Origin of the sequence: Allobosea sp. ASV33, assembly GCF_016428755.1 — a bacterium.
Lineage (GTDB): Bacteria > Pseudomonadota > Alphaproteobacteria > Rhizobiales > Beijerinckiaceae > Allobosea.
In genome coordinates this window covers 1-25,071 of record NZ_JAELTI010000063.1, presented here as the reverse complement: position 1 = coordinate 25,071, position 25,071 = coordinate 1, and the positions used below count along the sequence as shown (strand labels likewise).

Below are 25,071 nucleotides of genomic sequence, written 5' to 3'. Positions count from 1 at the left end.
TTATCACTACATAAATAGAACTATTTTAAGGTAACGGGTTACTCTCGCCCGCAAGCGTGACCGCATCGTGACGGCGCCCTGCGCCTAGAGGTCGCGGACGATCTCGAGGCGGGCACCATGGGTCAGCCCGCCATCGAGCCGGGCATCGTCGGGGCCATAGAAGGAAATGGCGTAGGCTCCCTGCCCGCGCCGGACGAGGTGTTCGCCGAGGCTGGCGGCGGCCGGGCCCTGCGGCTCCGCCAGCGACAAGGTCTGCCGGCCGATGCGGAACTGCGCGAGCCCGAAGCCGAGGCCGGGGACGCCGCCGATGGCGACCGGCTCACACCCGAGCAGGGCGCGGTAGCGGGCGACCGAGGTCGCGAGATCCTGCACCGCCACGGTGACGCCGGCGACCCCGGTCACACCATTGGCATGGCTGCGGGCCGGCCCCTCGGGAACACGCAGGCTGCGGGCCGTGACATCGGTGCAGAGAAAGGGGATATCGGGCTCGGGCGGGCGGGCCGAGCGCCAGGCGATGCGCGTGCCGTCGGGCTGGAGCCGGCCGCCGTCGAGCGGGCCGTCCATGACGATGCCGGCGGCGCGGGCGCGGGCGAGATCGGCGTCGAGATCATCCGGCAGCACGGCGTAGTCGACGAGGCCGGGGCCGGCACGGTCGAGCACCTGCCACCAGCGATAATCCGGCAGCGGACGCGGAAAGGCGATGATTTCGAGATAGGCGCCGTCCTCGAACACGACCAGCGCATTGCGCGAGCCGCGCGGATGCTCGCCACCGGGCAGCACGGTGAAGCCGAGCGCCGCATAGTCGCGGATGGCCGCATCGAGATCGGTGACGGCGATGACGATATGGTCGATCGAAAGCGGCATGGTTCTCGTCCTGGCGGCGCTGATGTCAGGGACTATCGGCGATCGCTTCGATTCCCGCCATGCCGCCGAATTGCGCCGCGAAGCTTTCCCAGACCTTGCGCCCTCCCGCCTGCCAGCCGGCGCGATCCTCGGCCGGCACGGTCCTGGCGCCCTCAGCCCTAGCCTGCGCCATCGAGGCCTCCTCGTCGGCGCGCATCAACTCGTCGAAATAGGCGATGCCCTCGGTGACGGCTGCCGTCAGCGCCTCACGATCCTGCGGCGCCAGCGCCTTCCAGAACGGCGCGGCGAAGATCATCACGCCGCTCGCCCAGATATGACCGGTCTCGACCACGACCGGCACGACCTCGTAAAGGCGGAAACCGGCATAGGCGGATTTGGTCAGGTCCATGCAGTCGACCACGCCGCTTTTCAGCGCGTTGTAGGTCTCCGGAATCGGGATCGGCGTCGGAAAGGCGCCGAAGCCCGACCAGAGCGCGGTGTGCAACGGGCTCTGGATGACGCGAATGCGCTTGCCCTTGACGGAAGCCGGGGTGGTCAGCGGCTCCTTCGCCAGGAGGTTCCGAGCGCCGTAATTGATGAAGCCGGGCACGACAAAGCCCTGCGCCTGATAGAGGTCCTTCAGCGCCGTCCCCAGCGGCCCGGCCAGCACCCGGGCGAGATGGCCGCGATCGCGGAACAGAAAGGGCAGATCCAGGATCTGCCCGGCCGGAACCCAGCCGGACAGCGACGACACGGTCGAGAGCGCGGCCTGGATCGAGCCGAGGCGCAGGCCTTCGGCCACTTCCTTCTCGCCGCCGAGCGCGGCATTCGGCACGATGCGCAGGTCGAAACGGCCGGGCGCGGTGCGGCCGAGAATCTCGACGATCCGCCGCCAGACCTTCGTCTCCGGCTTGTCCTCGCCCATCAGCGACGCCACGGTCATCGGCCGACCGGCAGCGAAGGCCTGCCCGCTCCCCAGGATGGCGGGCGCGGCGAGCGAGCCTGCGGCGAACCGGCGGCGGGTGATCAGCAAGGCGTGCCTCCTTCGACTCGTGCAGCGGGATCGCGCGAAACGCGTCCCGCCGCAAGAGGCGACCGCATTCAGGCGGTGAAGACGCCTTCGAAGGCGGTCGCGCTGATCGGGTTGCGCTGGCTCGGCGTCTCGCGCGCCTGCAGGGCTTCCGGCAATTGCGCCTTGTCGCCGGGCTTGCCGATGGCGACGGCCGCCTCGACGCGATAGCCCGCCGGAATCTTCAGGGCCTGCGGTGCGCGCGCAATATCGAAGCCGACCATGCCATGCGCCTGCCAGCCCAGCCGCACCGCCTGCAAGGCGAGATTGGCCCAGGCCGCACCGGCATCGAAGGAATGGCTGTAGGACGGCACTTCCTCGGTCTTGCCGGGCACCGCCATGGTCTCCTTGGAGACGACGAAGACGAGGGCCGCCGCATTCTTCGCCCAGGACTGGTTGAACTCGTTGAGCAGGCCGAGCAGCGCCGGCCAATGAGCCGTGCCGCGCCGGGCATAGACGAAGCGCCAGGGCTGGGAATTATAGGAGGACGGCGCCCAGCGCGCGGCCTCGAACAGGGCCTTCAGCTCGCCCTCGGCAATGATCTCGTCGGTGAAGGCGCGCGGGGACCAGCGCTCGAGGAAGAGCGGGTCGATCGCATGGTCGGCGGTGCGGTGATTGGCAGTCTTGGTCATCGGTGGTCCTGGACAGGTGGGCGGTAGCGGGGACGAGCCGCGGAGGCGCTATTCCCTTGAGGTCATCGGCAGGATCGGCATCGCAGTCAGCCCCGTCAAGGAACGGAAATTCCCTAGAAAGGGCTGTTTCTGCAAAGCCTTGCTACCTGTCGCACACATCAAGAGAGAATACGCCCATTGCATGACGAGATCGTCGAACACCATCACTCTTGCGTGAGGCGCATATCATACCGAACCCGCTTCCGAGGCGGTGGATTTCCCCGCGACGGATCGGCTATCCCCGCGGGAGCCGCCGACGGAGACGATGATGAGCGAAACCCACGAGATTGCCTCCGATCGCTTGCGCGCCACAGTTCGCGCGCAGGGCGGCGAATTGATCGCGCTCGCCGATGGCACGGGACCGGTCCTCTGGAGCGGCGGGCCGGACTGGCCGCGGCATGCGCCGGTGCTGTTCCCGATCGTGGGGCGGCTGACCGAGGACAGGCTGATCCATGAGGGGCGTTCCTATCGGCTGACACAGCACGGCTTCGCGCGCGACAGCCTGTTCAGTTGGGTCGAGCGCAGCGCGGAGCGGGCCGTGCTGGAATTGCGGGAGAGCCCGAAGACGCTGGCGATCTATCCGTTCCGGTTCGTGCTGCAGATGATCTACGCGGTCGCCGGCGATACGCTGAGCGTGACCTCGCGGGTGAGCAATCCGGCCGATGTGCCCCTGATCTGCGGCGTCGGCGCGCATCCGGCCTTCCTCTGGCCGCTGGCCGAGGGCGTCGCGAAGGAAGCGCATCACCTGACCTTCCCGCAAGTGGAACCGGGCGAGGGCCGCGGTGTCGAGGCCGGCCTGCTGAGCGGGCCGATCCCCCTGCCCTTCTCGGGCAAGGAACTCGCTCTCGACGAGGGCCTCTTCGTCAACGATGCGATCGTGATCCCGGAGACCGCCAACCGCTCGGTACGCTTCGCGGCGCTCGACGCGTCAGGGCGCGAGAAGCGCGCGCTGACCGTCAGTTGGGAAGGCTATAAGGACCTCGGCATCTGGTCGAAGCCATCTGGCGCGCCGTTCCTGTGCATCGAGCCCTGGTACAGCATGGCGAGCCCGGCCGGCTGGCAGGGCGAAATCGCGGACAAGCCCGGCATCCTAAAGCTGGCGCCGGGCGAGAGCCGCGATTTCGTCTGGCGGGCTACTCTTTAGCCCGTCACTTCTTCTCGATGTTCCAGAACAGCATGACCGGCGCCGACAGCACGCCGGCGACATTGGTGCGCCGGGCATAGGGCTGGTCGTACTGGCCCAGCACGCGATAGGGCTGCATCTCGGCGAGGCGCTTATGCAAGGCCTCAAGCGCAAGCTTGCGGGTGGCATCATCAGGCGCATCGATGAAAGCGCCGCGCAGCTTCTCGGCTTCGGCATCGCAGGGCCAACCCGACCAGGCGCGCTCGCAGGCCATGTTGGTGCCGATATTGGTCAATGGCGACTGCATCGTCGCGCCCGATGCCGTCGTGACGAAGAGGTTCCAGCCGCCCTGCTCCTGCGTGCCCTTGTTCTGCTGGCGCGTGGTGACGGTGCCCCAATCGGCGACCTGGAGATCGATATTGAACCCGACCTTCCTGAGCGAGGCGGCCGCGACCTCCGCCATGCGGCCGATCGGCGCGATGTCGTTGCTGGTCGAAAGCACCAGCTTCTCGCCCTTGTAGCCACTCTCCTTCAGCAGCGCTCGCGCCTTGTCGAGATCGGGCTTGGCGTAGCTTTCGGTGCCGGCTTCCGTGCCGTTGGGACCGCCGCAGATGAAATAGGAGGCGCAACGCTTCCACCATTCCTCATCGCCGAAGCCGGCCGAGAGGAAATCGGCCTGGTCCGTGGCATAGGCGAGCGCGAGTCGCGCCTTGGGGTTGTCGAAGGGCGGATGGAGATGGTTCGGCCGCAGCATCGCCTGGTTGGAGAGATTGGCGTAGCGGTCGACCTTGACCTGACTGTTGGCCGAGATGACCGGGATCAGGTCCTGGCTCGGCTGTTCCCAGATATCGATCTCGCCGGTCTGGAGCGCGGCGGCTGCGGTCGCGGCATCCGGCATGATCTGCCATTCGACGCGATCGACCTTGACGACGCGCCCGCCGGCGAGCCCGTCGGCCGGCTCGGTGCGCGGGACATAGTCGGGATTGCGGTCATAGACGACCTTCGAGCCGCTGCGCCATTCCTGGCGATTGAACTTGAACGGACCGGAGCCGATCGTCTCGGTGATCGGCTTCATCGGATCGGACTTGGCGTCGATCTCGCGCATGATAACCGGGATCTGCCCGACAGCCGAACCCAACGCGAAGGGCACCAGCGCCAGCGGCCGCTTGAGCTTGAGCTTGAAGGTGGCATTGTCCACCGCCTCCATGCCGTCGGTATATTCGGCCAGCTTGCCGCCGATCGTGTCGCGCTTCATCCAGCGTTCGAGCGAGGCGATGACGTCCTTGGTCGTGACCGGCTGGCCGTCATGGAATTTCAGGCCGGGGCGCAGCTTGAAGGTCCAGGTCAGCTTGTCCGGCGAGGTCTCGAAGCTCTCGACCATCTGCGGCTTCGGCTGGAGGTTCGAATCCCAGGCGAAGAGCGTCTCGTAGATCATCAGCCCATGCATGCGGGTGATGACGATGGAGGCGGCGACCGGATCGAGCGTCTTGAGATCGGCATGCGGCGCGACGCGGAGGATGCGGTTCGAGGCCGGCTGCGACTGCGCCGATGCCGGAAGCGGCAGGAACGCGGCTGCCGACAATAGCAGCGCGGCCGTGAAACGGGACAGTTGCATCAGGCGTTCTCCTCCTTCGTCACCAGCCCTGCGGCACCGCCCCTCTGCGGAACCGCCTCAGCCGGCGCGCTTCAGTTGCAAGATTCTTGCCCTGTGTCCGGCAACCCGCAAGCCGCCTTCCGCATCGAACCAGAGGCAGGGCCGCGCCCGCCACGGACCATGCAGGAGATCGGCGAGCGCGCGGCCATTCGGCAGCGGCGTCAGTTGCGACACGGTCCCACCCGAGGGCCAGGGCATCAGCGCGGTGCCATCGGCCCGGATCTCGATCTCCGTGCCGAAGCGCGGCTCATGCCAGCGCCCGATCAGCCGCTGATCCAGCGGCGTATCGGCCGGCACGCGCCGGAGCGAACGTTGCACGCCGCCGATCATGCCGGTGAGGCGGTCCTCGCCATCGCGCTTGAGCCGGATATCCAGATAGGCCGGCAGGCTGCGCAGGCCGCCGTCGCCATCGATGACGAGGCGCTCGTAGCCGCCCATGAAGCTGATCGAATCCGCCGTAAGCTCGGCCCAGAACGGCCCTTCGTCGCTGGCAAACAGGCCGGCAGGGGCATCCGCGATCGTGGGGAGCGCCTGCCCGAGCAGGGCCGCCAGCACGCTCAAAGCCGGCCAGAGCGCCTCTTCCTCGCGATTGGTCAGCACGACGACGCCGACGCCATGAGTGGGCGACATCCAGAAATGGTTGCGGTACCCGGTCAGCGAACCGCCATGGCCGACGATCGCGGTCTCGCCGAGCCGGCTGCAGACCAGGCCCAATCGATAGACGCTCTCGCTGCCATCCTTGAAATGCCGCGGTGCGGTCAGGCGCTCCAGCATGCCGGCGAGCGGCCCGCGCCCGGCGAGCAGCGCCGAAGCCCAGCCGGCGAGATCGGCGGCGGAGCCTGCGATGCCGCCGGAGGCGGAGAAATGGAAGCCGTAATGGCCGCGCCGCCAGGCGGCGCCATCGTTCCAATAGCCGGTGGCGAGGCCGGGCACGATTTCCGAGGCGTCGTAGGGCAAGCGGAAAGACAGGCCGAGTTCGCCGGAAAGATCCGCGACGGTCTGGCTGTAGGGCTTGCCGGTGACCTGCTCCAGGATGCGCTGGCCGAGCCGCCAGCCGGTATTGGAATAAGCCATCTCGGTGCCGGGCTCGGCGCTGAGCGACGGGAAGCGGCAGGCCAGCGCGAAGACCTCATCAGCGCTCAGCGTCGCGGTGTAGGGCACGCCCTGCTGCCAGAACACCTCCATCATGTCCGGCAGCGCGCCGGTCATGTCGAGCGCGCGGCCGAATGCGACTTCGGCGAGCGGCGCCGGCAAGTCCTTCAGCCAATGGCCGAGCGGCGCGTCGAGCGGCACACCGGCCTTCAACAGCGCGACCGCGAGGACATGCTTGCTGATCGATGCCAGACGGTTCGGCGTCTGCGGCGTGAAGGGCACGCCATAGTCGATGCTGGCGAAGCCGCCCGCAAAGGCCTCGCGCACGCCGTCGCGGTCGAAGAGCACGACGGCGCCGCCCGGCCCCGCCGCCTTCTGCCAGTTGGCGGCGATTTCCTGCGCGCGGGCTGCGCCGCGGGTCCAATCCAGAGCCATGTCCTGCTCCCTCAACCCTGCGGCCGGGTTTCGCCGAGCAGATTGCGCAAGGCTCGCATGAAGACGCGCGCGCCGGGGCCGATCGCATCATCCGGGAAATCGAAATCCGGATTGTGCAGATGCGCCGTTTCGCCCGAGCCGAGCAGGAACATCGCCGATTTGGAGCGGCGCCCGAACAGGCCGAAATCCTCCGAGCCGCGCGAGGGCGGCGTCGGGCCATGCGGCACCTTCTCCTCGTCCATCGCCCGGCGCAGCATCGCCACGGCCTCGGGCTCGTTCTCGCAATGGTGGAAGATGTCGTGATAGCTGATCTCGACGCTCAAACGGCCGGCCTCGGCCGCCTCGCGCGCCAGCTTTTCGGCCGCTTCGCAGAGCGCGCCCATCTGCGCGTCGTTGACGGTGCGCAAGGTCGCCCAGAGCTCGCCATGGCCCGGCGCGATGCCGAAGGCCTGCTCGCCGATCTCGACATGGGTCACCGTGACCAGCCGGAAATCGGCATCGAGCGTCCCGCCCGGCCCGAGCGCGGTCAGGGCCGGGATCAGCGTCGCGATCGCCGGGGCCGGCGACCGGCCGTGCTCCGGCGTCGAGGCATGCGAGGTCTCGCCGGTCAGGACGATCTTGATGCCGCGCGAGGCGCAGTTCGCGGCCCCTTCCGAGATGCGGGCGTGGCCGACGGGAACGCCCGGACGATTATGCAGCGAGAAGGCGTAATCCGGCACGATCTCCTCGAATTTCGGATCGGCCATCACGGCAGCGGCGCCCGCACCGGTCTCCTCGGCCGGCTGGAACAGCAGGATGGCGCGGCCTTTCTGCGGCGGGTTGCGCTGCAGGCCGCGGGCCAGGCCGGCGAGGATCGTCATATGGCCGTCATGGCCGCAGAGATGGCCCTTGCCGGGGATTTCGGAGCGATGGTCGCTGTCCGAGAGTTCCTCGATCGGCAGCGCATCGAGCTCGGCGCGGATGAGCACGGTCGGGCCAGGCTCGGAACCCTGGTAGATCGCTGCGACGCCATGGCCGCCGAGTTCGGTGACGATCCGATCCGGGCCGGTCGGCTTCAGGAATTCGACGATGGTCGCGGCGGTCTCGCGTTCCTCGCCCGAGATTTCGGGGCGGCGATGCAGCCGATGCCGGAGATCGACGAGATCGACCATATCGCTGTTGGTCAGGAACACGGGTGAAGCCTCCCAGGCACTATGCCGGCCGGCGGATCACCGGCTCTTGCCTTAAGAGGTTCGACAATTCAGCCGCTTCGGCAACCCGCGCCAGTGCCGGGGGCGGCATGCGCGAGCGCAGGATCAGTTGCCGAGCTCGGCCTCGACCTCGGCGTCGAAAGCCTGCGCCAGCATCGCGCGGCAGGCTTCCGCCTGCTGGCGCGCCGAATCCAGCGCAATGTGTGGAAGTATCTCGGCGAGATCGCGCAAGGCGAAATCGACGGCCGACATCAAACCGAGCACCGGCTCGGCAGCGGCAGCCGGCTGTTGCGGCACACGGAACGCAATGACCTGACCCATAGGCATACTCACGCTGAAAGCGAATCGGCCTTCAGTGTGCGGTTGCAGGTTTCAGAAAGTGGTTAACGGCGGAATTGCGGCAGGGCTGCCGGCTTAACCATAGCCATGCAGGCTGGCGCCATGGCGCTTGAGCCAGGCCTCCGCCTCCTCGGTACCGGGGCAGAGCTTGTGGGTCAGCGCCCAGAAGCGGTGCGAGTGGTTCATCTCCTTGAGATGCGCCACCTCATGGGCGGCGAGATAGTCGAGCACCGGGGACGGCGCCAGGATCAGCCGCCATGAGAAGCTGAGATGCCCCTGCGAGGAGCAGGAACCCCAGCGGCTGGTCGTGTCGCGGATGGTGATCTTGCGGGCGGGAATGCCGAGCGTCGCAGTGTGGCGGCGCACCGCCTTTTCGAGATCGTCGAGCGCGAGCTTCCGCAGGAAATCCTTGACCCGGCGCGAGACATGGGCGGCATCGCCGGCCACAGCGATGACGGGCGTACCATCGGCATCGCGCGTCGCCTGCGTCAGCCCCCGCGCCTTCGACCAGTGGACGATGCGATGCGGCACGCCGCGCAAGGGAATGCTCTGGCCGGGCTCGAAGGGCACGGCACGTGGGCGCTTGGCCATGCGCGCCGCGATCCAGCCGCCATGGTTTTCGGCGAAGGTGCGGCCCGCGGCGAAATCGGCGCGCTCGGGCAGGGTCAGGGTGATCTCGCCGGTCGCCTGCGAGACGCGCAAGGTCATACGGCGCGCAGCGGCGCGACGCTTGACCCAAACGGCATAACGCGTGCCGGCATGCACGACCTCGATCCGGTCGGGGTCCAGCTGGCGCCTGAACAGAGAGATGCGCATCGCCGGCGATTGTGCGGGATTCGCGGGCGATGGGGAAGAGACGGGTTTCAGCCCGCGATCTTGAGCGCCTTGCGCTGTTCCTTGGCGCTGTCGTCGCGACGCTCCTTGGCCGCTTCCATGTCGAGGCTGACCATGAAGTCGGAGATACGCGGCTGGATCTCGGCGCGGAAGCGCGAGCCGTTGAAGACGCCGTAATGGCCGACCTTCGGCTGCAGATAATGCACGCGCTTGTCGTCGGGGATGTTGACGCAGAGGTCATGCGCGGCCTGCGTCTGGCCGACGCCGGAGATGTCGTCCATCTCGCCCTCCACCGTCATCAGCGCGACGCGGCGGATGGCGGTGAGATCGACCGGCTTGTCGCGATGCATCATCTCGCCCTTCGGCAGGGAGTGCTTCACGAAGACGGTGTCGACGGTCTGGAGATAGAACTCGGCGGTCAGGTCCATCACCGCCAGGTACTCGTCGTAGAAATCGCGGTGCTTCTCGGCGGAATCGCCGTCGCCGCTGACGAGATGCTTGAACATGTCGTAATGGGCGGTGACGTGGCGGTCGATATTCATCGCCATGAAGCCCGAAAGCTGCATGAAGCCGGGATAGACCTGCCGGAAGGCGCCGAGGCTCGGGAAGGGCACGACGGTGATGCAGTTGCGGCGGAACCAGTCGGTGCCGCGCTCCATCGCGAGCTGGTTGACGGCGGTCGGCGAGCGGCGGGTGTCGATCGGGCCGCCCATCAGCGTCATCGAGCGCGGCGCGCAGGGGTCGGATTCCGCTTCCATGCGGGCGATCGCGGCGATGACCGGCACGGATGGCTGGCAGATCGCCATAACATGGGTGTCCGGCCCCAGCATCTGCAGCATGCCGATGACGTAGTCGATGTAATCGTCGAGGTCGAAGCGGCCCTCGGAGAGCGGCACGAGGCGGGCATCAACCCAATCGGTGATGTAGACCTCGTGGCCGGGCAGGAAGGCCTCGACCGTGCCGCGCAGCAGCGTGGCGTAATGGCCGGACATCGGCGCGACCAGCAGCACCTTCGGCTGCGGCTTGCGGCGGCTCGCCTGGATCTTGCGGTCGAAATAGACCAGCTTGCAGAAGGGACGCTCCCAGACGACCCGCTCCTCGACGGCGACCTTGACGCCGTTGATCGTGGTCTCGTCGAGGCCGAAGGCCGGCTTGCCGTAGCGCCGCGTCATGCGCTCGAAGAGCTCGCAGGAAGCGGCGATGCTGCGGCCGAAGGACGTATAGGTCAGCGGATTGGCCGGGTTCTTGAAGGCCAGATGCATCGCATCCGAAACCCCGCGCACCGGGCTCACCATCATGTGAACCGCTTCGTAGGCATGGTAGGCAAACGACATGGCAGCCCCGTACATACGATCAATCGTCCTTCCGGCGTCGCAACATGCGATGATGCGACGCAGCATCGCACCTTACGTTGATTTTGTTCTCATTCAACCCGGCTAAAGGCTAAGATTTTCCTGCGGTGTGGATGAAGCGCGGAAAATCGGCAGCAAGCACTGCGCAGGAGACGACTGAACCTTGAGCTTTCCGGACCTTTCCGCCCCGGTTCTGGCGCGTTCCCGCCGCCATTTGCGCCTCGATACCTTGGTCCGGCTACGCTGGCTCGCCATTGCCGGGCAGAGCCTCGCGGTCGCCGGCGTGCATTTCGGCCTCGGCTTTCCGCTCCCCTTCGGCTGGTGCTTCAGCGTCATCGCGGTCTCCGCCTGGCTCAATATCGCCCTGCGCATCCGCTTTCCGCTGAGCCACCGCCTCAACGACAGGGCCGCGACCGCGCTGCTCGGCTTCGATATCGCCCAGCTCGCCGCGCTGCTGTTCATGACCGGCGGCCTGCAGAATCCGTTCGCGATCCTGTTCCTGGCGCCGGTGATGATCTCGGCGACGGCCCTGCCGCCGCAGCGCACCCTGGTGCTCGGCCTGCTGGCGATGGGGCTCGCCACCCTGCTCAGCCGCTACCACCTGCCGCTGCCCTGGGCCGGCGACGACCGGCCGGTGCTGCCGGCCTTCTACCAGCTCGGCAACTGGGTCGCGCTCGTGCTCGGCCTCGCCTTCACCGGCATCTATGCCTGGCGCGTCGCCAAGGAGGCGCGCGATCTCTCCGACGCGCTCGCCGCGACCGAACTCGTGCTGGCGCGCGAGCAGCACCTGTCGCAGCTCGACGGGCTCGCCGCCGCCGCCGCGCACGAACTCGGCACGCCGCTCGGCACGATTGCGCTGGTCGCGCGCGAACTGACCCGCCTCGCCCCGCCGGATGGCGAGATGGCCGAGGATATCGCGCTGCTGCGCGAGCAGGTCGAGCGCTGCCGCGGCATCCTCGGCAAGCTCTCCAGCCTGCAGGACGAGGATGCCGGCCCGCTCGGCCAGCTCACCTTGCGCCTGCTGATCGAGGAGACCGCCGGGCCGCAGCGGCCCTTCGGCGTGCCCTTCGAGATCACCATGACCGGCGAGAAGCCGGAGCCGGTCTGCCGCCGCAATCCCGGCATGATCTACGGCCTCGGTAATATCGTAGACAATGCGGTCGATTTCGCACGTTCGACGGTGACGATCGCGGGGGAATGGAATCACAGCCAGGTCGTTCTGGTCATCGCCGATGACGGGCCGGGCTTTCCGCCGGATGTGCTGATGCGGGCCGGCGACCCCTATCTCTCGCGCGGCTCCGGTGAAGGCCGCGCCGGCGGGGGCCTCGGCCTCGGGCTGTTCATCGCCAAGACGCTGCTGGAGCGCGGCGGCGCGACGCTGGAATTCTCGAACCGGCCGGCGCCTGCCAGCGGCGCCTCGATCCGGATCAGTTGGTCCCGCGACGATTTCGAAGCCGATCTACCTGTCGATGGGGGTACCCAGGCGGGCGTATCGGCCTTACATGAACCTGGCTGAACAGGCTCCACAGGGCGCCTGCCGGCGAAGCGAAACCCGAATACGCGCAAAGCCGCAGCGCGTGGAGAAGCGGCAAGGAGCAGACGATGCAGGACGCAGCGAGCGAAACCGACAGGGCCGGCCCGGCCTCCGACATGTCCCTTCTGCTGGTCGATGATGACAAGCCGTTCCTGACCCGTCTCGCCCGCGCCATGGAAGGCCGCGGCTATGCCGTCCGCATCGCCGACAGCGTCGCCGCCGGTATCGCCGCCGTCGAGGAAGCTGCCCCCGCCTTCGCCGTGATCGACCTGCGCCTCGGCGACGGCAACGGGCTCGACGTCATCGCCCGCCTCAAGGAGCGCCGCCCCGATGCGCGCGGCGTGGTGCTGACCGGCTACGGCAATATCGCGACCGCCGTCAGCGCCGTGAAGCTCGGCGCCTTCGACTTCCTGGCCAAGCCGGCCGATGCCGACGAGATCCATGCCGCGCTTGCCGCGCAGCGCGATGCCCGTCCGCAGCCGCCGGAGAACCCGATGTCGGCCGACCGGGTGCGCTGGGAGCATATCCAGCGCGTCTACGAACTCTGCAGCCGCAATGTCTCGGAGACGGCGCGCCGCCTCGGCATGCATCGCCGCACGCTGCAGCGCATCCTCGCCAAGCGCGCCCCGCGCTGATCGCGACCTGAATACGGAAAGCCCGCCGGACGACATGTCCGGCGGGCTTTTCATTTGGCCATTGCCCACGCGCTTCAGGTTGCGCAAACCGGCGCGATCCGGGCCGCACGCCGCTCCAGCGACACCGCCAGAATGGCGAGGCCGAGCGCGAGCAGCGGCACGACAGCAGCAACCGGCGCGATGGCGCCATAACCCAGCCCCTGCGTGATCACCGCGCCACCGAGCCAGGCGCCGAAGGCGTTGCCGAGGTTGAAGGCGGCGATGTTGAGGCTGGATGCCAGCCCCTGCCCCGCGCCGCCGGCCTGCTGCAACACCCACATCTGGAGCGGCGCGACCGTGGCGAAGGCGGCAGCCCCCAGCACGAAGGCAGCGATGATCGCGCCGATCTGGCTATGGAAGGCGAAACCCGAGGCGAACATCGCGACGGTCAGCAGCGCGATCGAGCCGATCAGCGCCGGAGCGAGCCTGCGATCGGCCCAGCGCCCGCCGAGCAGGTTGCCGACGACAAGCCCGCCGCCGAAGACCAGCAGGATCGGCGAGACAGCGGCCTCGCTGAAGCCGGCGAGCTGGACGAGAATGGGCTGGATAAAGGTGAAGACCGCGAAAATGCCGCCGAAGCCGAGCACCGTCATGACGAGGCCGAGCTGGACCTGCGGTCGGGCCAGCACCTTGAACTCCTCGGCGAGCGAGCCGGGGACGACGCGTTCGCGATCGGCCGGGACGAAGACCGCGAGGACGACCAGGGCGACGAGGCCGATCGCCGTCACCGCCCAGAAGGTCGAGCGCCAGCCGAAGGCAAGCCCGAGCCAGGAGCCGAAGGGCACGCCGAGCAAGGTCGCGAGCGTCAGGCCGGTGAACATCAGGGCAATAGCGGAAGCCTTGCGCTCCGGCGCGACGAGGCTGGTGGCGACGAGCGAGCCGACGCCGAAGAAGGTGCCATGCGCGAGCGCCGTGACGATGCGGGCCGCCATCAGCCAGCCGAAGCTCGGGCTCAGCGCTGCCGCGAGATTGCCGAGGGTGAAGATCGCCATCAGCACCAGCAAGGTCGTCTTGCGCGGCAGGGAGCGGGTCGCGATCGTCAGGATCGGCGCGCCGACGAAGACGCCGAGCGCATAACCGGTCATCAGCAGACCGGCGAGCGGAACGCTGATGCCGAGATCGGCGGAGACCTGAAGGAGTAGGCCCATGATGACGAATTCGGTGACGCCGATGCCGAAGGCACCGACGGTGAGGGCATAAAGGGCGATGGGCATGGAATGCCTCCGAGAAACTGTTCGGGCCCGGAGATAGCGCCGCCGGCGCTTGTGAATTAGACTGCATGAAAGACCAGCAATTGTGAGATGAATTCACGATGCCGCGCAGCGAGCTCAACCGGTCCGGCGAGATGGAGGTCTTCGCCCGCGTCGTCGAGCTCGGCGGCTTCTCCCCGGCGGCGCGCGCATTGCGGATGACGCCCTCCGCGGTCAGCAAGCTCATCACCCGGCTGGAGGCGCGGCTCGGCGTCAGGCTGATCGTGCGCTCGACCCGCAAGTTCATGCTGACCGAGGAAGGCACGACCTTCCATGAGCGGACATTGCGCGTGCTCGCCGATCTCGACGAGGCCGAGCGGGCCGTCGCCGCCTGCCAGATCCCGCGCGGGCGGCTGCGGGTGAATGCCAATGTCGCCTTCGGCTGGCATTTCCTGCTGCCGGTGGCGCCGCGCTTCATGGCGGCGCATCCCGGCATCCAACTGGATATCTCGATCACCGACGCCGTGATCGATCTCGTCGACGAGCGGGCCGATGTCGCGATCCGGGTCGGGCCGCTGCGGTCCTCGCAGCTTGTCGCGCGCAAGCTCGGCGAAAGTCTCTCTGCGATCGTCGCCTCGCCGGATTATCTGGCGGCGCACGACGCGCCGGATCATCCCGAAAAGCTCGCCGGCATCGATCTCATCACCTTCAACTTCGCCCGGCATCGCGACACCTGGCCCTTCGTCATCGATGGAGCGCGCGTCTTCCTGCCGGCCCATGGCCGCGTCACGGTCGGCGACGGCGAGAGCGCGCGGCGGCTGGCGCTGGCGGGACAGGGCCTGACCCGGCTCTCGCTCTTCCACATCGCCGACGACATCGCCGCCGGCCGGCTCGTCCCGGTGCTGGAGGCTTTCAATCCCGGCGATGTCGAGGACATCCACGCCGTCTATGTCGGCCATGGCGGCAAGCTGCCGGCGCGCGTTCGCGCGTTCATCGACTTCCTGGTCGCGGAGATCGACCTGCGCCGCTTCGCCACGATGCCGAGAGCGGCAATGGCCGGAGCCCGAGAGACGGCCTTATCAGGCTGAGCCTTCAGGGTCCTCGATCGAGGCAAGCCGGCTCGATGCCAGCCGCGCCAGCGCGATGGTCAGCATCTTGCGGCGCGCCGCGCTCAGGGGATGACGCGGCGGCTCGCGCAGTAATTCGCCGCCATAGGCGTCGGCGACGATCAGGCCGACATCGTCGGGCAGGATTTCGCGCGGAAATTCGGGCGCGACGGCGAAGAGGAAGCCATCGCAATAGTCGCGGTAATCCGGCCATTTGCCGTCGACGCGATAGTCGGCGATGCCGGACTTGACCTCGACGACCCAGAGTTCACCGGACGGCGAGAGCGCGACGATGTCGCCGCGCCGGCCATTGGCGAAGGTCATTTCCTTGACGATGGCATAGCCGCGCTCGCGCAGATGACGGCCGGCGCCGCGGCAGACGATGCGCGTGATATCGGGCCGCGCCGGCGGCGGATTGAGGACGGAATCCGGAAGGGACATGTACGCATGTTCCCTCTTTGTTTCCGAGAATGCAAGCCTGCTCAACGATCCACTGCTGTCTGATTATCCAGAAAGCCACGTCGTCATCCCGGGCGACCGGAAGGAGACCCGGGATCCATGCCGGAGCGCAGATCGGGCAGACTCCGGAATGGATCCCGGATCTCCGCTTCGCTGCGTCCGGGATGACCCGCGCTTCTTTGGGAAACGCAGTGTGTCTAAGGCAAATTCTCACGCAGGATGATCTCGATGCTGGGGGGCGCCGTGCCCTCCATAGCCGGGCGGCCAGCGCGCAGATTGGCGAAGATCGCGATGCAGCTCATCAAGGCCGCATGGGGATGCTGGGTGATGACCGCGTCCATCGTGCCGTCAAGCAGGAGGGCGCGGGTCGCCGGCGTCAGGCCATGACCGACGAAGACGACCTCCTGCTGGCGGCCGGCCTCCTTCAAGGCGCGCGCGATGCCCTCCGGCCCGCCGCCGATATTGTAGATGCCGGCGAGGTCCGGGTGCTGGGCGAGCAGCGCCTTGGCCTGGCGATAGTTGCGCCCCTCGTCGTCTAGCCCCTCGCGCAGGCCGACCACCTCGATCTGCGGGAACATCTCCTCGAACAGATGCAGGAAGCCCATCTCGCGCTCCTCATGGGCGCGGTAGCTCAGGCTGCCGGCGATCATCGCGACCTTGGCCGGACGCTTGCCGATGAAGCGGGCGACGAGATAGCCGGCCGTGCGCCCGGTCGAGCGGTTGTCGAGCCCGACATAGGCGGCACGGCGTGCATTGGCGATGTCGGAGATCAGGGTCACCGCCGGCACGCCGCGCTCGGCGAGGCCGTTCACCGCCTCGCGCACCGCGGGATGCTCAAGCGCCATGAAGGCGATACCGTCGACATCGCGCCCGACCTGCCGGAGTTGCTGGGCCAGCAGTTCCGGCTTGAAGCTCTCGATGAACTCGACGCGGGCGCGCATATTGAAGGAGGCGAGCTGCTCCTGCGCCTCCGCGATATGGCGGCCGAGCATCGCGAGGAAACGGTTGCTGCCGGCCGGCAGCAGGAAGGCGAGCCGCATCGGCGTGAAAGCCTGCGCCGGCAAGGCGGGATCGAGGACATAGCCCAGCTCGCTCGCAGCCTTGAGCACGCGCTGGACGGTGGCCGCGCGCACGCCGGGGCGCTGGTTCAGCACCCGATCGACGGTTGCGGTCGAGGCACCCGATAGCGCCGCGACATCGGCGATGCGAGCCATCCGGCGGCGCTGCAGGCTCTCGCCGCCGCCGTTTTTCTCAGCCATATCGGTCATGACATCACATCAAAAACCATCAGTATTTGAGTTTGACCACCATCATTCCAGCTTCCTAATCTGAGGGCAAGAAGACCGCAATCAATCAAATCGCATCAGCGATACCGGGAGGACCATCATGACGAACCTGACCCGCCGCACGGTGTTGCGTACGCTCGCCGCTGCGCCTGCCGCCTCGTTCATCGCCATGCCGCATATCGCGCGCGCCGCCGAGATCGAGCTGAAATACGGCAACAACCTGCCCCTCAGCCACCCGCTCAACATCCGCGCCCAGGAAGCGGCCGAGCGCGTCGCCAAGGAGACGAACGGCCGGGTCGAGATCAAGATCTTCCCGAACAACCAGCTCGGCGGCGATACCGACATGCTGAGCCAGGTGCGCAATGGCGGCATCACCTTCTTCACGCCGTCGGCGCTGGTGATCGCGACGCTGGTGCCGGTCGCGGCGATCAACGCCGTCGGCTTCGCCTTCGCCGATTACGACCAGGTCTGGAAGGCGATGGACGGCAAGCTCGGCGCCCATGTCCGCGAAGCCATCTCGAAGGTGAACCTCTATGCCTTCGAGAAGATGTGGGACAACGGCTTCCGCCAGATGACGACCTCCGGCAAGGCGATCGAGACCGCCAAGGAGATGGCCGGCCTCAAGATCCGCGTGCCGGTGAGCCCGCTCTCGATCTCGATGTTCAAGGCGCTCGACGCCGCCCCGGCCAGCCTGCAATTCTCCGAGGTCTATACCGCGCTGCAGACCAAGGTGGTCGACGCGCAGGAGAACCCGCTGCCGATCATCCAGGTCGCCAAGCTCTACGAAGTCCAGAAGAGCTGCGCCGTGTCCAACCATATCTGGGACGGGTTCTGGTTCATCGCCAACGGGCGCGCCTGGCGCGGCCTGCCGCCCGACGTTCAGACGATCGTCGCGGGAGCTATCAACGATGCCGGCGTCGCCCAGCGCGGCGACATCAAGAAGCTCAACGAGACCGTGCAGGCGGACCTGCAATCCAAGGGCCTCGCCTTCAACAAGACCGATCCGGATTCCTTCCGTGCCAAGCTGCGGGAAAGCGGCTTCTACAAGGAGTGGCAGGAGCGCTTCGGCAAGGAGGCCTGGAGCCTGCTCGAAGACGCCGTCGGCAAGCTGGCCTGAGGGGTGCGGGCGGGCCTATAAGGCCCAAAAGCACAAGACAGGAAACGCCCCCGATGGATGCCCATAGCGCGACACTTCCCGCTGCCGCCATGCCCGCAAACGGGCTCGGCCGCTTCGCAGGCCATCTCGACCGAGCCCTGGGCGGGCTGGTCGAGACGGTGGCGGCCGTGCTGGTGCTGGTCGAGATCATCATCTTGGGCGCCGGCGTCATGGCGCGCTATGTCTTCCACGCCCCGCTGGTCTGGTCCGACGAGCTCGCCTCGATCCTGTTCCTCTGGCTCTCGATGCTCGGCGCCGTCGTCGCGCTCCGGCGCGGCGAGCATATGCGCATGACGGGCCTCGTCTCTCGCGTCTCGCCGCAGACGCGGGCACTCCTGGAGGCGGTCGCGATCACCGCCTCGATCGCCTTCCTCCTCCTGATCATCCCGCATGCGCTCGAATATGCCGAGGAAGAGAACTTCATCGTCACGCCCGCGCTGGAGATCAGCAATGCCTGGCGCGCGGCGGCAATCCCCGTCGGCGTCGGCCTGATGCTGATCGCCGCCGGCTGCCGCCTGCTGCGCTTCTCGACGCTGAAGCCCGCCCTGCTCGCGATCGGGATCACCGCGCTGTTCGTGCTGCTGTTCTGGCTCGTCGGTCCGGCGCTGAAGCCGCTCGGCAAGCTCAACCTGATCGTCTTCTTCGTCGGCGTCGTCGCGCTCAACGTCTTCTCCGGCGTGCCGATCGCCTTCTCCTTCGCGCTCGCGACCTTCGGCTATCTCGCCTGCACGACGTCGACGCCGATGCTGGTCATGGTCGGCCGGCTCGACGAGGGCATGAGCCATCTCATCCTGCTCGCCGTGCCGCTCTTCATCTTCCTGGGCGCGCTGATCGAGATGACCGGCATGGCGCGCGCCATGATCCAGTTCCTGGCGAGCCTGCTCGGTCATGTCCGCGGCGGCCTCTCCTATGTGCTGGTCGGCGCGATGTATCTGGTCTCGGGCATCTCGGGCTCGAAGATCGCCGACATGGCGGCGATCGCGCCCGTGCTCTTCCCGGAGATGCAGAAGCGCGGCGCCAAGCCCGGCGATCTCGTCGCGCTGCTCTCGGCGACCGGCGCGCAGACCGAGACGATCCCCCCCTCGATCGTGCTGATCACCATCGGCTCGGTCACCGGCGTCTCGATCGCGGCCCTCTTCACCGGCGGCATGCTGCCCGCCGTGGTGCTGGGCGTCGCGCTCTGCTTCGTCGTCTGGTGGCGCTGTCGCGGCGAGGATCTCAGCAACGTCAAGCGCTTCTCCCGGCGCGAGATCGCCAAGCTCGCGCTGGTCGCATTGCCCGCGATCGCGCTGCCCTTCGTCATCCGCGCCGCGGTGGTCGAAGGCGTCGCGACCGCGACAGAGGTTTCCACCATCGGCATCGCCTATGCGGTGCTCGCCGGCATCCTGCTCTACCGCCAATTCGACTGGCGCCGCCTGCCGAAGATGCTGGTCGAGACGGCCTCACTCACCGGCGCGATCATCTTCATCATCGGTTGCGCCACCGCCATGGCCTGGGGCCTGACGCAATCGGGCTTCTCGCGCGATCTGGCGCAGGCGATGGCCGCCGTGCCGGGCGGCGCCTGGGGCTTCCTCGCGATCTCGATCGTCGCCTTCACCATCCTCGGCAGCGTCCTCGAGGGCATCCCGGCGATCGTGCTGTTCGGCCCGCTGGTCTTCCCGATCGCCAAGCAGGTCGGCGTGCACGAGGTGCACTACGCGATGGTCGTGATCTTCGCGATGGGCATCGGGCTCTTCGCCCCGCCTTTCGGCGTCGGCTATTACGGCGCCTGCGCGATCAGCAAGATCAATCCCGACGAAGGCCTGAAATACATCTGGGGCTACATCCTCGCCCTGCTGCTGGGCCTTCTCGTCGTCGCTGCCGTGCCGTGGATCTCCATCGGCTTCCTTAGAACCTGATATTCAGAAAGCAACGCCCATGAGCCGCTTCTTTGGCCAGATCCGTCAGGCCGGCTATGTCGTCCCGGATATCGAGGCGGCGATGGACTATTGGAGCCGCGTGCTGGGCGTCGGGCCGTTCTTCTACAACCCCAAGGTCCCGATCAAGAACTACCGCTACAAGGGCGAAACCTACGAGCCACATAACTCGGTGGCGCTGGCCAATTCAGGCCCGCTCCAGATCGAACTGATCCAGTGCCGCAATGCCGTGCCGTCCATGTACAAGGACTTCACCGATGCGGGGCTGACCGGGCTGCAGCATGTCGCCTACTGGACCTCGGATTACGACGCCGATCTGGAGCGGCTGATCGCCGAGGGCTTCAAGCCGGTGATGTCGGGCGAGGTCGGCGAGCGCGGGCGCTTCGTCTATTTCGACACGCATTACCATCCGGGCACAGTGATCGAATTGTCCGAGGTCGCCGGCCCAAAGGGCGAGATGTTCCGGCTGATCCGCGAGGCGTCGGAGACCTGGGACGGCAAGGACCCCGTGCGGCCCTTCCCCGACTTGAGCAAGCTCGCCGCCGCGGCTGCCTGAGCTCGCAACGACATCGCGTCAGGGTCGGGCTTGACCCGACCATCTCGGAAACCAGTGCCCTCTGGTCCTGAGATTCTCGGGTCAAAGCCCGAGAATGACGCCCTATGAACGGCCAGGATGCGTCCCATGACCAGCGAACGCTTCGAAGCGAACTACCTGATCGAAACCCCGCTCGACCCGGCCAGGGTCGCGGAGGTGATGGCGGGCGAGCAATCCTGCGGGACCTTCGCCCGTGTCGCGGGCGAGACCGACGAACTGCGTGAACGGGCGCGTGCCGTCGTCACGCGGATCGAGGAGCTGGAGCCCGCAACGGAGCCCAGCCTGCCGAATGCCTGGCTCGCCCGGAAGGGCGTCAGCGGGCCATGGCGGCGGGCGCGGGTCACGATCTCCTTCCCGGTCGACAATGTCGGCGCCAATCTCGCGACGCTTGCCGCCGTGGTTGCCGGCAATCTCTACGATCTCGGCGAAGTCACCGGCTTGCGACTTGAGAGCATCGCCCTGCCCTGGTCATACCGCCAGCGCTTCCCCCTCCCGGCGCAGGGCATCGCCGGAACACGGCGCCTGACCGGTGCCGCGAAGGGACCGCTGGTCGGCTCGATCATCAAGCCGAATGTCGGGCTCAGTTCCGCGCAGACGGCCGAGCTCGTCGCCAGCCTGTGCGAGGCCGGGCTCGACTTCATCAAGGACGACGAGATCTCGGCCGACCCCGTGCATGCGCCTCTGGCCGAACGCATTCCGGCCGTGATGGCGGCTGTGCGCCGGCATCAGGACAGGACCGGCAAACATGTCATGGTCGCCTTCAACATCACCGACGAGACCGATGCGATGCGCCGCCATGCCGATCTCGTCCAGCGCGAGGGCGGCTCCTGCGTCATGGCGAGCCTCAACTGGTGCGGTTTCTCCGCGATCGAAACCCTGCGCCGCTCGACCGATCTCGCCCTGCACGGCCATCGCAACGGCTATGGCGCCTTCTCGCGCCATCCGCTGCTCGGCATCGGCTTCCAGGCCTATCAGGTGCTGTGGCGACTCGCCGGCGTCGACCACATGCATGTCCATGGCCTGCAGGGCAAATTCGCGCAAGAGGACGAGGAGGTCGTGACCTCCGCCAGGAATTGCGTCACGCCGCTGACCGATGGCGCCGACGACCGTGTGATGCCGGCCTTCTCCTCCGGGCAATGGGCCGGCACGGCGCAGGCGACCTGGGACGCGATCGGCCATGACGACCTGCTGTTCATGGCCGGTGGCGGCATCCTCGCCCATCCCGGCGGGCCGAAGGCCGGCGTCGCCAGCATCCGGCAGGCCTGGGCGGCCGTGGCCGAGGGTACTCCCATTGCCGAAGCGGCCCGCTCGCATCCCGAATTGCAGCAGGCGCTCGACACCTTCGGCGGCAAGGCGGGCTAGCGCGCCGTGACCGCGAAACGCATGCCTCTCTACGGCTGGTACGGCGACGATTTCACCGGCTCGACCGACACGCTAGCGACGCTGGCCGAGCGGGGTTTTCGCGCCCTGCTCTTCCTGCGCCAGCCGAACGAGGCGCAACTCGCGGCGGCCGTGCCCCTTGATGCGATCGGCATTGCCGGAGCGAGCCGGGCCATGGCCCCAGCGGCGATGGCGGAGGAGCTGACCGAGATCGGGCGGTTCTTCGCCGGGCAAGGCGTTGAGCTGATGCATTACAAATGCTGCTCGACCTTCGACAGCGCGCCTGACATCGGCAGCATCGGTGCGGCCGTCGCGGCATTGAAGCCCTTCTTCCCGAACCCGCTCGTGCCGATCCTCGGCGGCCAGCCCAATCTCGGGCGCTTCTGCCTGTTCGGGAACCTGTTCGCGGCCGGGGGCGACGGCACCGTCCACCGCATCGACCGTCACCCGACGATGAGCCGACATCCGGTGACGCCGATGGCGGAAGCCGATCTGCGCCGGCATCTTGCGGCGCAGGGGCTTACAGATGTCGGGCTCGTCGATTACCGCGCCTATGCCGGCGGTTCGGCTGCGTTGGCCGGGCTGCCAAGCGAGAAGGCCGCGGTTCTGTTCGATGTTGCGACCGAAGCCGATCTCGCGGTGATCGGCGGTGTGCTCGCCAGTGCTCTGGGGAATGGTCCGATGCTGGCGGTGGGAGCGAGCTCGGTTGCCCGTGCCTTCGCAGCGGGACATGACGAGGCGGTGATTGCGCCTCGCGCTCCAGAAGCGCAGCATCGCGGCACCGGGCCGGTGCTCGCCCTCGTCGGCAGCCTGTCTCCGGTGACGCGCGCGCAGGTCGAAGCGGCGCGCGGCTACGCGATGTTGCCCGTCGATGCCGGGCGATTGCTTGCCGATGCAGGCCATGCTGCGGAGCTGCGCGCGACAGCTCTATCCAGGCTGTCTCAAGGTGACGTGATGCTGGTGACGGAACAGCCTGAAGGCGCCCCGACATCGGCCGGCGCGGTTGCCGAAGCGACAGGAGCATTGCTGGCCTCGGTCATCGCCGAAACCGATCTCGGCCGGCTCGTCGTCGCAGGCGGCGACACCTCGACCATGGCGATCCGATCGCTGCCGCTCTGGGGCCTATCCTATCTCGGGCCCTGCGTGCCCGGCGCGCCGCTCTGCCGCGCGCATTCCGACGACGCGCGCCTCGACGGGCTCGAAATCGTGCTGAAAGGCGGGCAGATGGGTCCACCCGGCTTCTTCAACGACGCGGCGCGCGCCTAGAGCATGCTTCGTTTTCACGGGATCACGGCGTCATCCCGGACAAGCGGCGGAGCCACGCCGATCTGGGATCGCTCGTAGAACTCCGGAGCCCTGCGATGGAGCCCCGGGAGAAGCCCGGGATAACGGGATGCTTCGGCGTCAAATCGGCAGACTCGACCCGGGAGGCAGCCATGCGTACCGGCGCCTCGGCGAGCGAATATTCTGGAGGGCCAGAGACAGGCCGCAATCGAGCGAAGTGCAGCCTGCTCCATCGTGCTTGTGAAAGCCGCAGCGCGTGGCGTCATTATTGCAAATGAAAACGATTATCATTTGCATTTCGTAAGATGCAGACCAATGCTGCGGCTGCAATATCCCATGCTCGCGCTGCAGCTTGACATGGGCTTCACGGCCAACCGAACATGGGGTTCATCCTTTCGGAAAGGTAGCTTATGCGCCTGTTTGCCGCGTCGCTCGCAACCGAAACGAACACCTTCTCTCCCATCCCGACATCCCGGGCCAATTTCGAGGCTTCCGCCTATTTCCCAGCAGGCCGGCATCCCGACCGGGCGACCCACACCACCGCCCCGCTCTATGTCGCGCGGCAGCGCGCCAAGCGCGACGGCTTCGAGCTGATCGAGGGCTCCTGCTTCTGGGCCGAGCCGTCGGGCACCTGCGCCAAGGCCGATTACGAGGAGATGCGGAACGAGATCCTCGTCCAGCTCAAAGCCGCCCTGCCGATCGACGGCGTGCTGCTCGGCCTGCACGGCGCCATGGTCGCGCATGGCTACGACGATTGCGAAGGCGACATCCTCGAACATGTCCGCGCCATCGTCGGCCCCTCCGTGCCGATCGGCGTCGAGCTCGATCCGCATTGCCACCTGACCGAGAAACGCGTGCGCCTCGCCGATGCGATCATCCTCTACAAGGAATATCCGCATATCGACTTCGTCGAGCGGGCCGAGGAGCTGGTCGACATCATCCTCGGGACGATCCGCGGCAAGATCAAACCGGTGATGTCGCTCTACGATTGCCGGATGATCGAGCTGGTGCCGACGACGCGCGAGCCCGGCCGCTCCTTCGTCGACCGGATGAGCGCGCTCGAAGGCAAGGACGGCATCCTCTCCGTCTCGCTGGCGCATGGCTTCCAGCAGGGCGACGTGCCGGAGATCGGCACCCGCGTCCTCGTCATCACCGATAACGACAAGGCGAAGGGCGATGCGCTGGCTGCCAGGCTCGGCGAGGAGTTCCGTTCGCTCAAGGGGCAGTTCGCCCCGCCGGTGACACCGCTCGACGAGGCGCTCGACCGCGCGCTCGGCGGCGCGGCGAACGGCCCGCGCGTCATCGCTGACTCCACCGACAATGCCGGCGGCGGCGCGGCCTCCGACAACACCAACATCATCCACCGCCTGCGCGAGCGCGGTATCGGCGACGCGGCGGTCGGTCCGGTCTGGGATCCCGTCGCGGTCGCGTTCTGCCTGACGGCCGGCGTCGGGGCGACCATTCCGCTGCGCTTCGGCGGCAAGGCGGCAGCGACCTCCGGCACGCCGGTCGACGGCGAGGTGACGGTGCTCGGCGCCATCAGAAACGGCACCCAAAGCTTCGGTACCGCCAAGGTGCCGATCGGCGATGCAGTCGGCATCCGCATCGACGGCATCGATGTCGCGCTGCTGTCGCACCGGACGCAGGCACTGGGGCTGGAGATCTTCACCAGCGTCGGCATCGACCCGACGCAGAAGCGCATCGTCTCCGTGAAGTCGACCAACCATTTCCATGCAGCCTACGGGCCCATTGCCAGCGAGGTGATCTACACCGATGGCGGCGGCCCCTCGCATCTCGACGTGCGCAAATATCCCTATCGCAAGATCAACCGGCCGCTCTGGCCGCATGATCCGCTCCCGCCGGGCCGGCTCGTCGTCTGACGCCCCCGC

Annotated in this window: 22 protein-coding genes; 10 read left to right on the top strand and 12 right to left on the bottom strand. The window is 67.3% G+C overall.

Features of this window, described 5'->3' with window-relative positions:
• Nucleotides 1–84: 84 nt before the first annotated feature.
• From JHD80_RS17740 to JHD80_RS17730, 3 genes are all read right to left on the bottom strand, one after another.
• Nucleotides 85–864, bottom strand: a complete 780-nt coding sequence (locus JHD80_RS17740; protein ID WP_199089985.1) for a VOC family protein — start codon at nucleotides 862–864, stop codon at nucleotides 85–87.
• Nucleotides 865–889: 25 nt separating this feature from the next.
• The gene (locus JHD80_RS17735) at nucleotides 890–1,876 is read right to left on the bottom strand and encodes a TRAP transporter substrate-binding protein (RefSeq protein ID WP_248311625.1); all 987 of its coding nucleotides are present in this window, start codon (nucleotides 1,874–1,876) and stop codon (nucleotides 890–892) included.
• A gap of 68 nt (nucleotides 1,877–1,944) precedes the next feature.
• Nucleotides 1,945–2,544, bottom strand: a complete 600-nt coding sequence (locus JHD80_RS17730; RefSeq protein ID WP_199089983.1) for a nitroreductase family protein — start codon at nucleotides 2,542–2,544, stop codon at nucleotides 1,945–1,947.
• Nucleotides 2,545–2,851: 307 nt separating this feature from the next.
• Between JHD80_RS17730 and JHD80_RS17725 the strand changes: the two genes are divergently transcribed.
• Nucleotides 2,852–3,727, top strand: coding sequence for an aldose 1-epimerase family protein (locus JHD80_RS17725; RefSeq protein ID WP_199089981.1), 876 nt, complete (start codon nucleotides 2,852–2,854; stop codon nucleotides 3,725–3,727).
• Between the two features lie 4 nt (nucleotides 3,728–3,731).
• Here JHD80_RS17725 and JHD80_RS17720 read toward each other — a convergent pair whose 3' ends face one another.
• The 6 genes from JHD80_RS17720 to JHD80_RS17695 all read right to left on the bottom strand — a co-directional run bounded on the left by JHD80_RS17720 (nucleotide 3,732) and on the right by JHD80_RS17695 (nucleotide 10,584).
• Entirely contained in the window at nucleotides 3,732–5,321 is a 1,590-nt protein-coding gene (locus JHD80_RS17720; protein WP_199089979.1) for an ABC transporter substrate-binding protein, read from the bottom strand.
• Between the two features lie 57 nt (nucleotides 5,322–5,378).
• Complete coding sequence (locus tag JHD80_RS17715) at nucleotides 5,379–6,887, bottom strand: serine hydrolase domain-containing protein (protein ID WP_199089977.1); 1,509 nt, start codon at nucleotides 6,885–6,887, stop codon at nucleotides 5,379–5,381.
• 11 nt (nucleotides 6,888–6,898) lie between these two features.
• Complete coding sequence (locus tag JHD80_RS17710; protein ID WP_199089975.1) at nucleotides 6,899–8,059, bottom strand: amidohydrolase; 1,161 nt, start codon at nucleotides 8,057–8,059, stop codon at nucleotides 6,899–6,901.
• Nucleotides 8,060–8,182: 123 nt separating this feature from the next.
• The gene (locus JHD80_RS17705) at nucleotides 8,183–8,398 is read right to left on the bottom strand and encodes a hypothetical protein (protein WP_199089973.1); all 216 of its coding nucleotides are present in this window, start codon (nucleotides 8,396–8,398) and stop codon (nucleotides 8,183–8,185) included.
• 93 nt (nucleotides 8,399–8,491) lie between these two features.
• The gene (locus JHD80_RS17700) at nucleotides 8,492–9,232 is read right to left on the bottom strand and encodes a M48 family metallopeptidase (RefSeq protein ID WP_199089971.1); all 741 of its coding nucleotides are present in this window, start codon (nucleotides 9,230–9,232) and stop codon (nucleotides 8,492–8,494) included.
• A 47-nt stretch (nucleotides 9,233–9,279) separates the two neighbouring features.
• Nucleotides 9,280–10,584: a polyhydroxyalkanoate depolymerase gene (locus JHD80_RS17695; RefSeq protein ID WP_199089969.1), complete on the bottom strand. Its 1,305-nt coding sequence runs from the start codon at nucleotides 10,582–10,584 to the stop codon at nucleotides 9,280–9,282.
• A gap of 181 nt (nucleotides 10,585–10,765) precedes the next feature.
• On the opposite strand from JHD80_RS17695, the gene JHD80_RS17690 reads away from it, so the two are divergent.
• Together JHD80_RS17690 and JHD80_RS17685 are read left to right on the top strand one after the other, a co-directional pair.
• Nucleotides 10,766–12,118, top strand: a complete 1,353-nt coding sequence (locus JHD80_RS17690; RefSeq protein ID WP_199089967.1) for an ActS/PrrB/RegB family redox-sensitive histidine kinase — start codon at nucleotides 10,766–10,768, stop codon at nucleotides 12,116–12,118.
• Between the two features lie 86 nt (nucleotides 12,119–12,204).
• Nucleotides 12,205–12,771: an ActR/PrrA/RegA family redox response regulator transcription factor gene (locus JHD80_RS17685; RefSeq protein ID WP_199089958.1), complete on the top strand. Its 567-nt coding sequence runs from the start codon at nucleotides 12,205–12,207 to the stop codon at nucleotides 12,769–12,771.
• A 74-nt stretch (nucleotides 12,772–12,845) separates the two neighbouring features.
• On the opposite strand, the gene JHD80_RS17680 is transcribed toward JHD80_RS17685, so the two are convergent.
• The gene (locus JHD80_RS17680; RefSeq protein ID WP_199089950.1) at nucleotides 12,846–14,024 is read right to left on the bottom strand and encodes an MFS transporter; all 1,179 of its coding nucleotides are present in this window, start codon (nucleotides 14,022–14,024) and stop codon (nucleotides 12,846–12,848) included.
• Nucleotides 14,025–14,122: 98 nt separating this feature from the next.
• Here JHD80_RS17680 and JHD80_RS17675 point away from each other — a divergent pair, with 98 nt between their 5' ends.
• Entirely contained in the window at nucleotides 14,123–15,088 is a 966-nt protein-coding gene (locus JHD80_RS17675) for a LysR family transcriptional regulator (RefSeq protein ID WP_199089949.1), read from the top strand.
• On the opposite strand, the gene JHD80_RS17670 is transcribed toward JHD80_RS17675, so the two are convergent.
• Both JHD80_RS17670 and JHD80_RS17665 read right to left on the bottom strand, forming a co-directional pair.
• Complete coding sequence (locus JHD80_RS17670) at nucleotides 15,080–15,547, bottom strand: MmcB family DNA repair protein (RefSeq protein ID WP_199089946.1); 468 nt, start codon at nucleotides 15,545–15,547, stop codon at nucleotides 15,080–15,082. The two genes, JHD80_RS17675 and JHD80_RS17670, sit on opposite strands and share 9 nt — an antisense overlap.
• A gap of 215 nt (nucleotides 15,548–15,762) precedes the next feature.
• Nucleotides 15,763–16,833, bottom strand: coding sequence for a LacI family DNA-binding transcriptional regulator (locus JHD80_RS17665; RefSeq protein ID WP_248311624.1), 1,071 nt, complete (start codon nucleotides 16,831–16,833; stop codon nucleotides 15,763–15,765).
• A gap of 118 nt (nucleotides 16,834–16,951) precedes the next feature.
• Here JHD80_RS17665 and JHD80_RS17660 point away from each other — a divergent pair, with 118 nt between their 5' ends.
• The 6 genes from JHD80_RS17660 (at nucleotide 16,952) to JHD80_RS17635 (ending at nucleotide 25,062) form a co-directional block, all read left to right on the top strand.
• The gene (locus JHD80_RS17660; protein ID WP_199089943.1) at nucleotides 16,952–17,968 is read left to right on the top strand and encodes a TRAP transporter substrate-binding protein; all 1,017 of its coding nucleotides are present in this window, start codon (nucleotides 16,952–16,954) and stop codon (nucleotides 17,966–17,968) included.
• An 89-nt stretch (nucleotides 17,969–18,057) separates the two neighbouring features.
• Nucleotides 18,058–19,905 carry a TRAP transporter large permease gene (locus tag JHD80_RS17655; protein WP_248311626.1) on the top strand — a complete coding sequence of 616 codons (1,848 nt, stop codon included), beginning with the start codon at nucleotides 18,058–18,060 and terminating at the stop codon, nucleotides 19,903–19,905.
• Between the two features lie 19 nt (nucleotides 19,906–19,924).
• Nucleotides 19,925–20,479 (top strand): VOC family protein, encoded by a 555-nt coding sequence (locus tag JHD80_RS17650; protein ID WP_199089939.1) that lies wholly within the window; start codon nucleotides 19,925–19,927, stop codon nucleotides 20,477–20,479.
• A gap of 126 nt (nucleotides 20,480–20,605) precedes the next feature.
• On the top strand, nucleotides 20,606–21,880 hold the full coding sequence (locus JHD80_RS17645) for a ribulose-bisphosphate carboxylase large subunit family protein (protein ID WP_248311623.1): 1,275 nt from the start codon (nucleotides 20,606–20,608) through the stop codon (nucleotides 21,878–21,880).
• 6 nt (nucleotides 21,881–21,886) lie between these two features.
• Nucleotides 21,887–23,164 (top strand): four-carbon acid sugar kinase family protein, encoded by a 1,278-nt coding sequence (locus tag JHD80_RS17640; protein ID WP_349237297.1) that lies wholly within the window; start codon nucleotides 21,887–21,889, stop codon nucleotides 23,162–23,164.
• Nucleotides 23,165–23,592: 428 nt separating this feature from the next.
• Nucleotides 23,593–25,062, top strand: a complete 1,470-nt coding sequence (locus tag JHD80_RS17635) for a M81 family metallopeptidase (protein ID WP_199089935.1) — start codon at nucleotides 23,593–23,595, stop codon at nucleotides 25,060–25,062.
• Nucleotides 25,063–25,071 lie beyond the last annotated feature (9 nt).

Bases quoted from the DNA above. Each gene is read 5' to 3' on its own strand.
- JHD80_RS17740 (WP_199089985.1), bottom strand. From the start codon at position 864: ATGCCGCTTTCGATCGACCATATCGTCATCGCCGTCACCGATCTCGAT.
- JHD80_RS17730 (WP_199089983.1), bottom strand. From the start codon at position 2,544: ATGACCAAGACTGCCAATCACCGCACCGCCGACCATGCGATCGACCCG.
- JHD80_RS17725 (WP_199089981.1), top strand. From the start codon at position 2,852: ATGAGCGAAACCCACGAGATTGCCTCCGATCGCTTGCGCGCCACAGTT.
- JHD80_RS17720 (WP_199089979.1), bottom strand. From the start codon at position 5,321: ATGCAACTGTCCCGTTTCACGGCCGCGCTGCTATTGTCGGCAGCCGCG.
- JHD80_RS17715 (WP_199089977.1), bottom strand. From the start codon at position 6,887: ATGGCTCTGGATTGGACCCGCGGCGCAGCCCGCGCGCAGGAAATCGCC.
- JHD80_RS17705 (WP_199089973.1), bottom strand. From the start codon at position 8,398: ATGGGTCAGGTCATTGCGTTCCGTGTGCCGCAACAGCCGGCTGCCGCT.
- JHD80_RS17700 (WP_199089971.1), bottom strand. From the start codon at position 9,232: ATGCGCATCTCTCTGTTCAGGCGCCAGCTGGACCCCGACCGGATCGAG.
- JHD80_RS17695 (WP_199089969.1), bottom strand. From the start codon at position 10,584: ATGTCGTTTGCCTACCATGCCTACGAAGCGGTTCACATGATGGTGAGC.
- JHD80_RS17685 (WP_199089958.1), top strand. From the start codon at position 12,205: ATGCAGGACGCAGCGAGCGAAACCGACAGGGCCGGCCCGGCCTCCGAC.
- JHD80_RS17680 (WP_199089950.1), bottom strand. From the start codon at position 14,024: ATGCCCATCGCCCTTTATGCCCTCACCGTCGGTGCCTTCGGCATCGGC.
- JHD80_RS17675 (WP_199089949.1), top strand. From the start codon at position 14,123: ATGCCGCGCAGCGAGCTCAACCGGTCCGGCGAGATGGAGGTCTTCGCC.
- JHD80_RS17670 (WP_199089946.1), bottom strand. From the start codon at position 15,547: ATGTCCCTTCCGGATTCCGTCCTCAATCCGCCGCCGGCGCGGCCCGAT.
- JHD80_RS17665 (WP_248311624.1), bottom strand. From the start codon at position 16,833: ATGACCGATATGGCTGAGAAAAACGGCGGCGGCGAGAGCCTGCAGCGC.
- JHD80_RS17660 (WP_199089943.1), top strand. From the start codon at position 16,952: ATGACGAACCTGACCCGCCGCACGGTGTTGCGTACGCTCGCCGCTGCG.
- JHD80_RS17655 (WP_248311626.1), top strand. From the start codon at position 18,058: ATGCCCGCAAACGGGCTCGGCCGCTTCGCAGGCCATCTCGACCGAGCC.
- JHD80_RS17650 (WP_199089939.1), top strand. From the start codon at position 19,925: ATGAGCCGCTTCTTTGGCCAGATCCGTCAGGCCGGCTATGTCGTCCCG.
- JHD80_RS17645 (WP_248311623.1), top strand. From the start codon at position 20,606: ATGACCAGCGAACGCTTCGAAGCGAACTACCTGATCGAAACCCCGCTC.
- JHD80_RS17635 (WP_199089935.1), top strand. From the start codon at position 23,593: ATGCGCCTGTTTGCCGCGTCGCTCGCAACCGAAACGAACACCTTCTCT.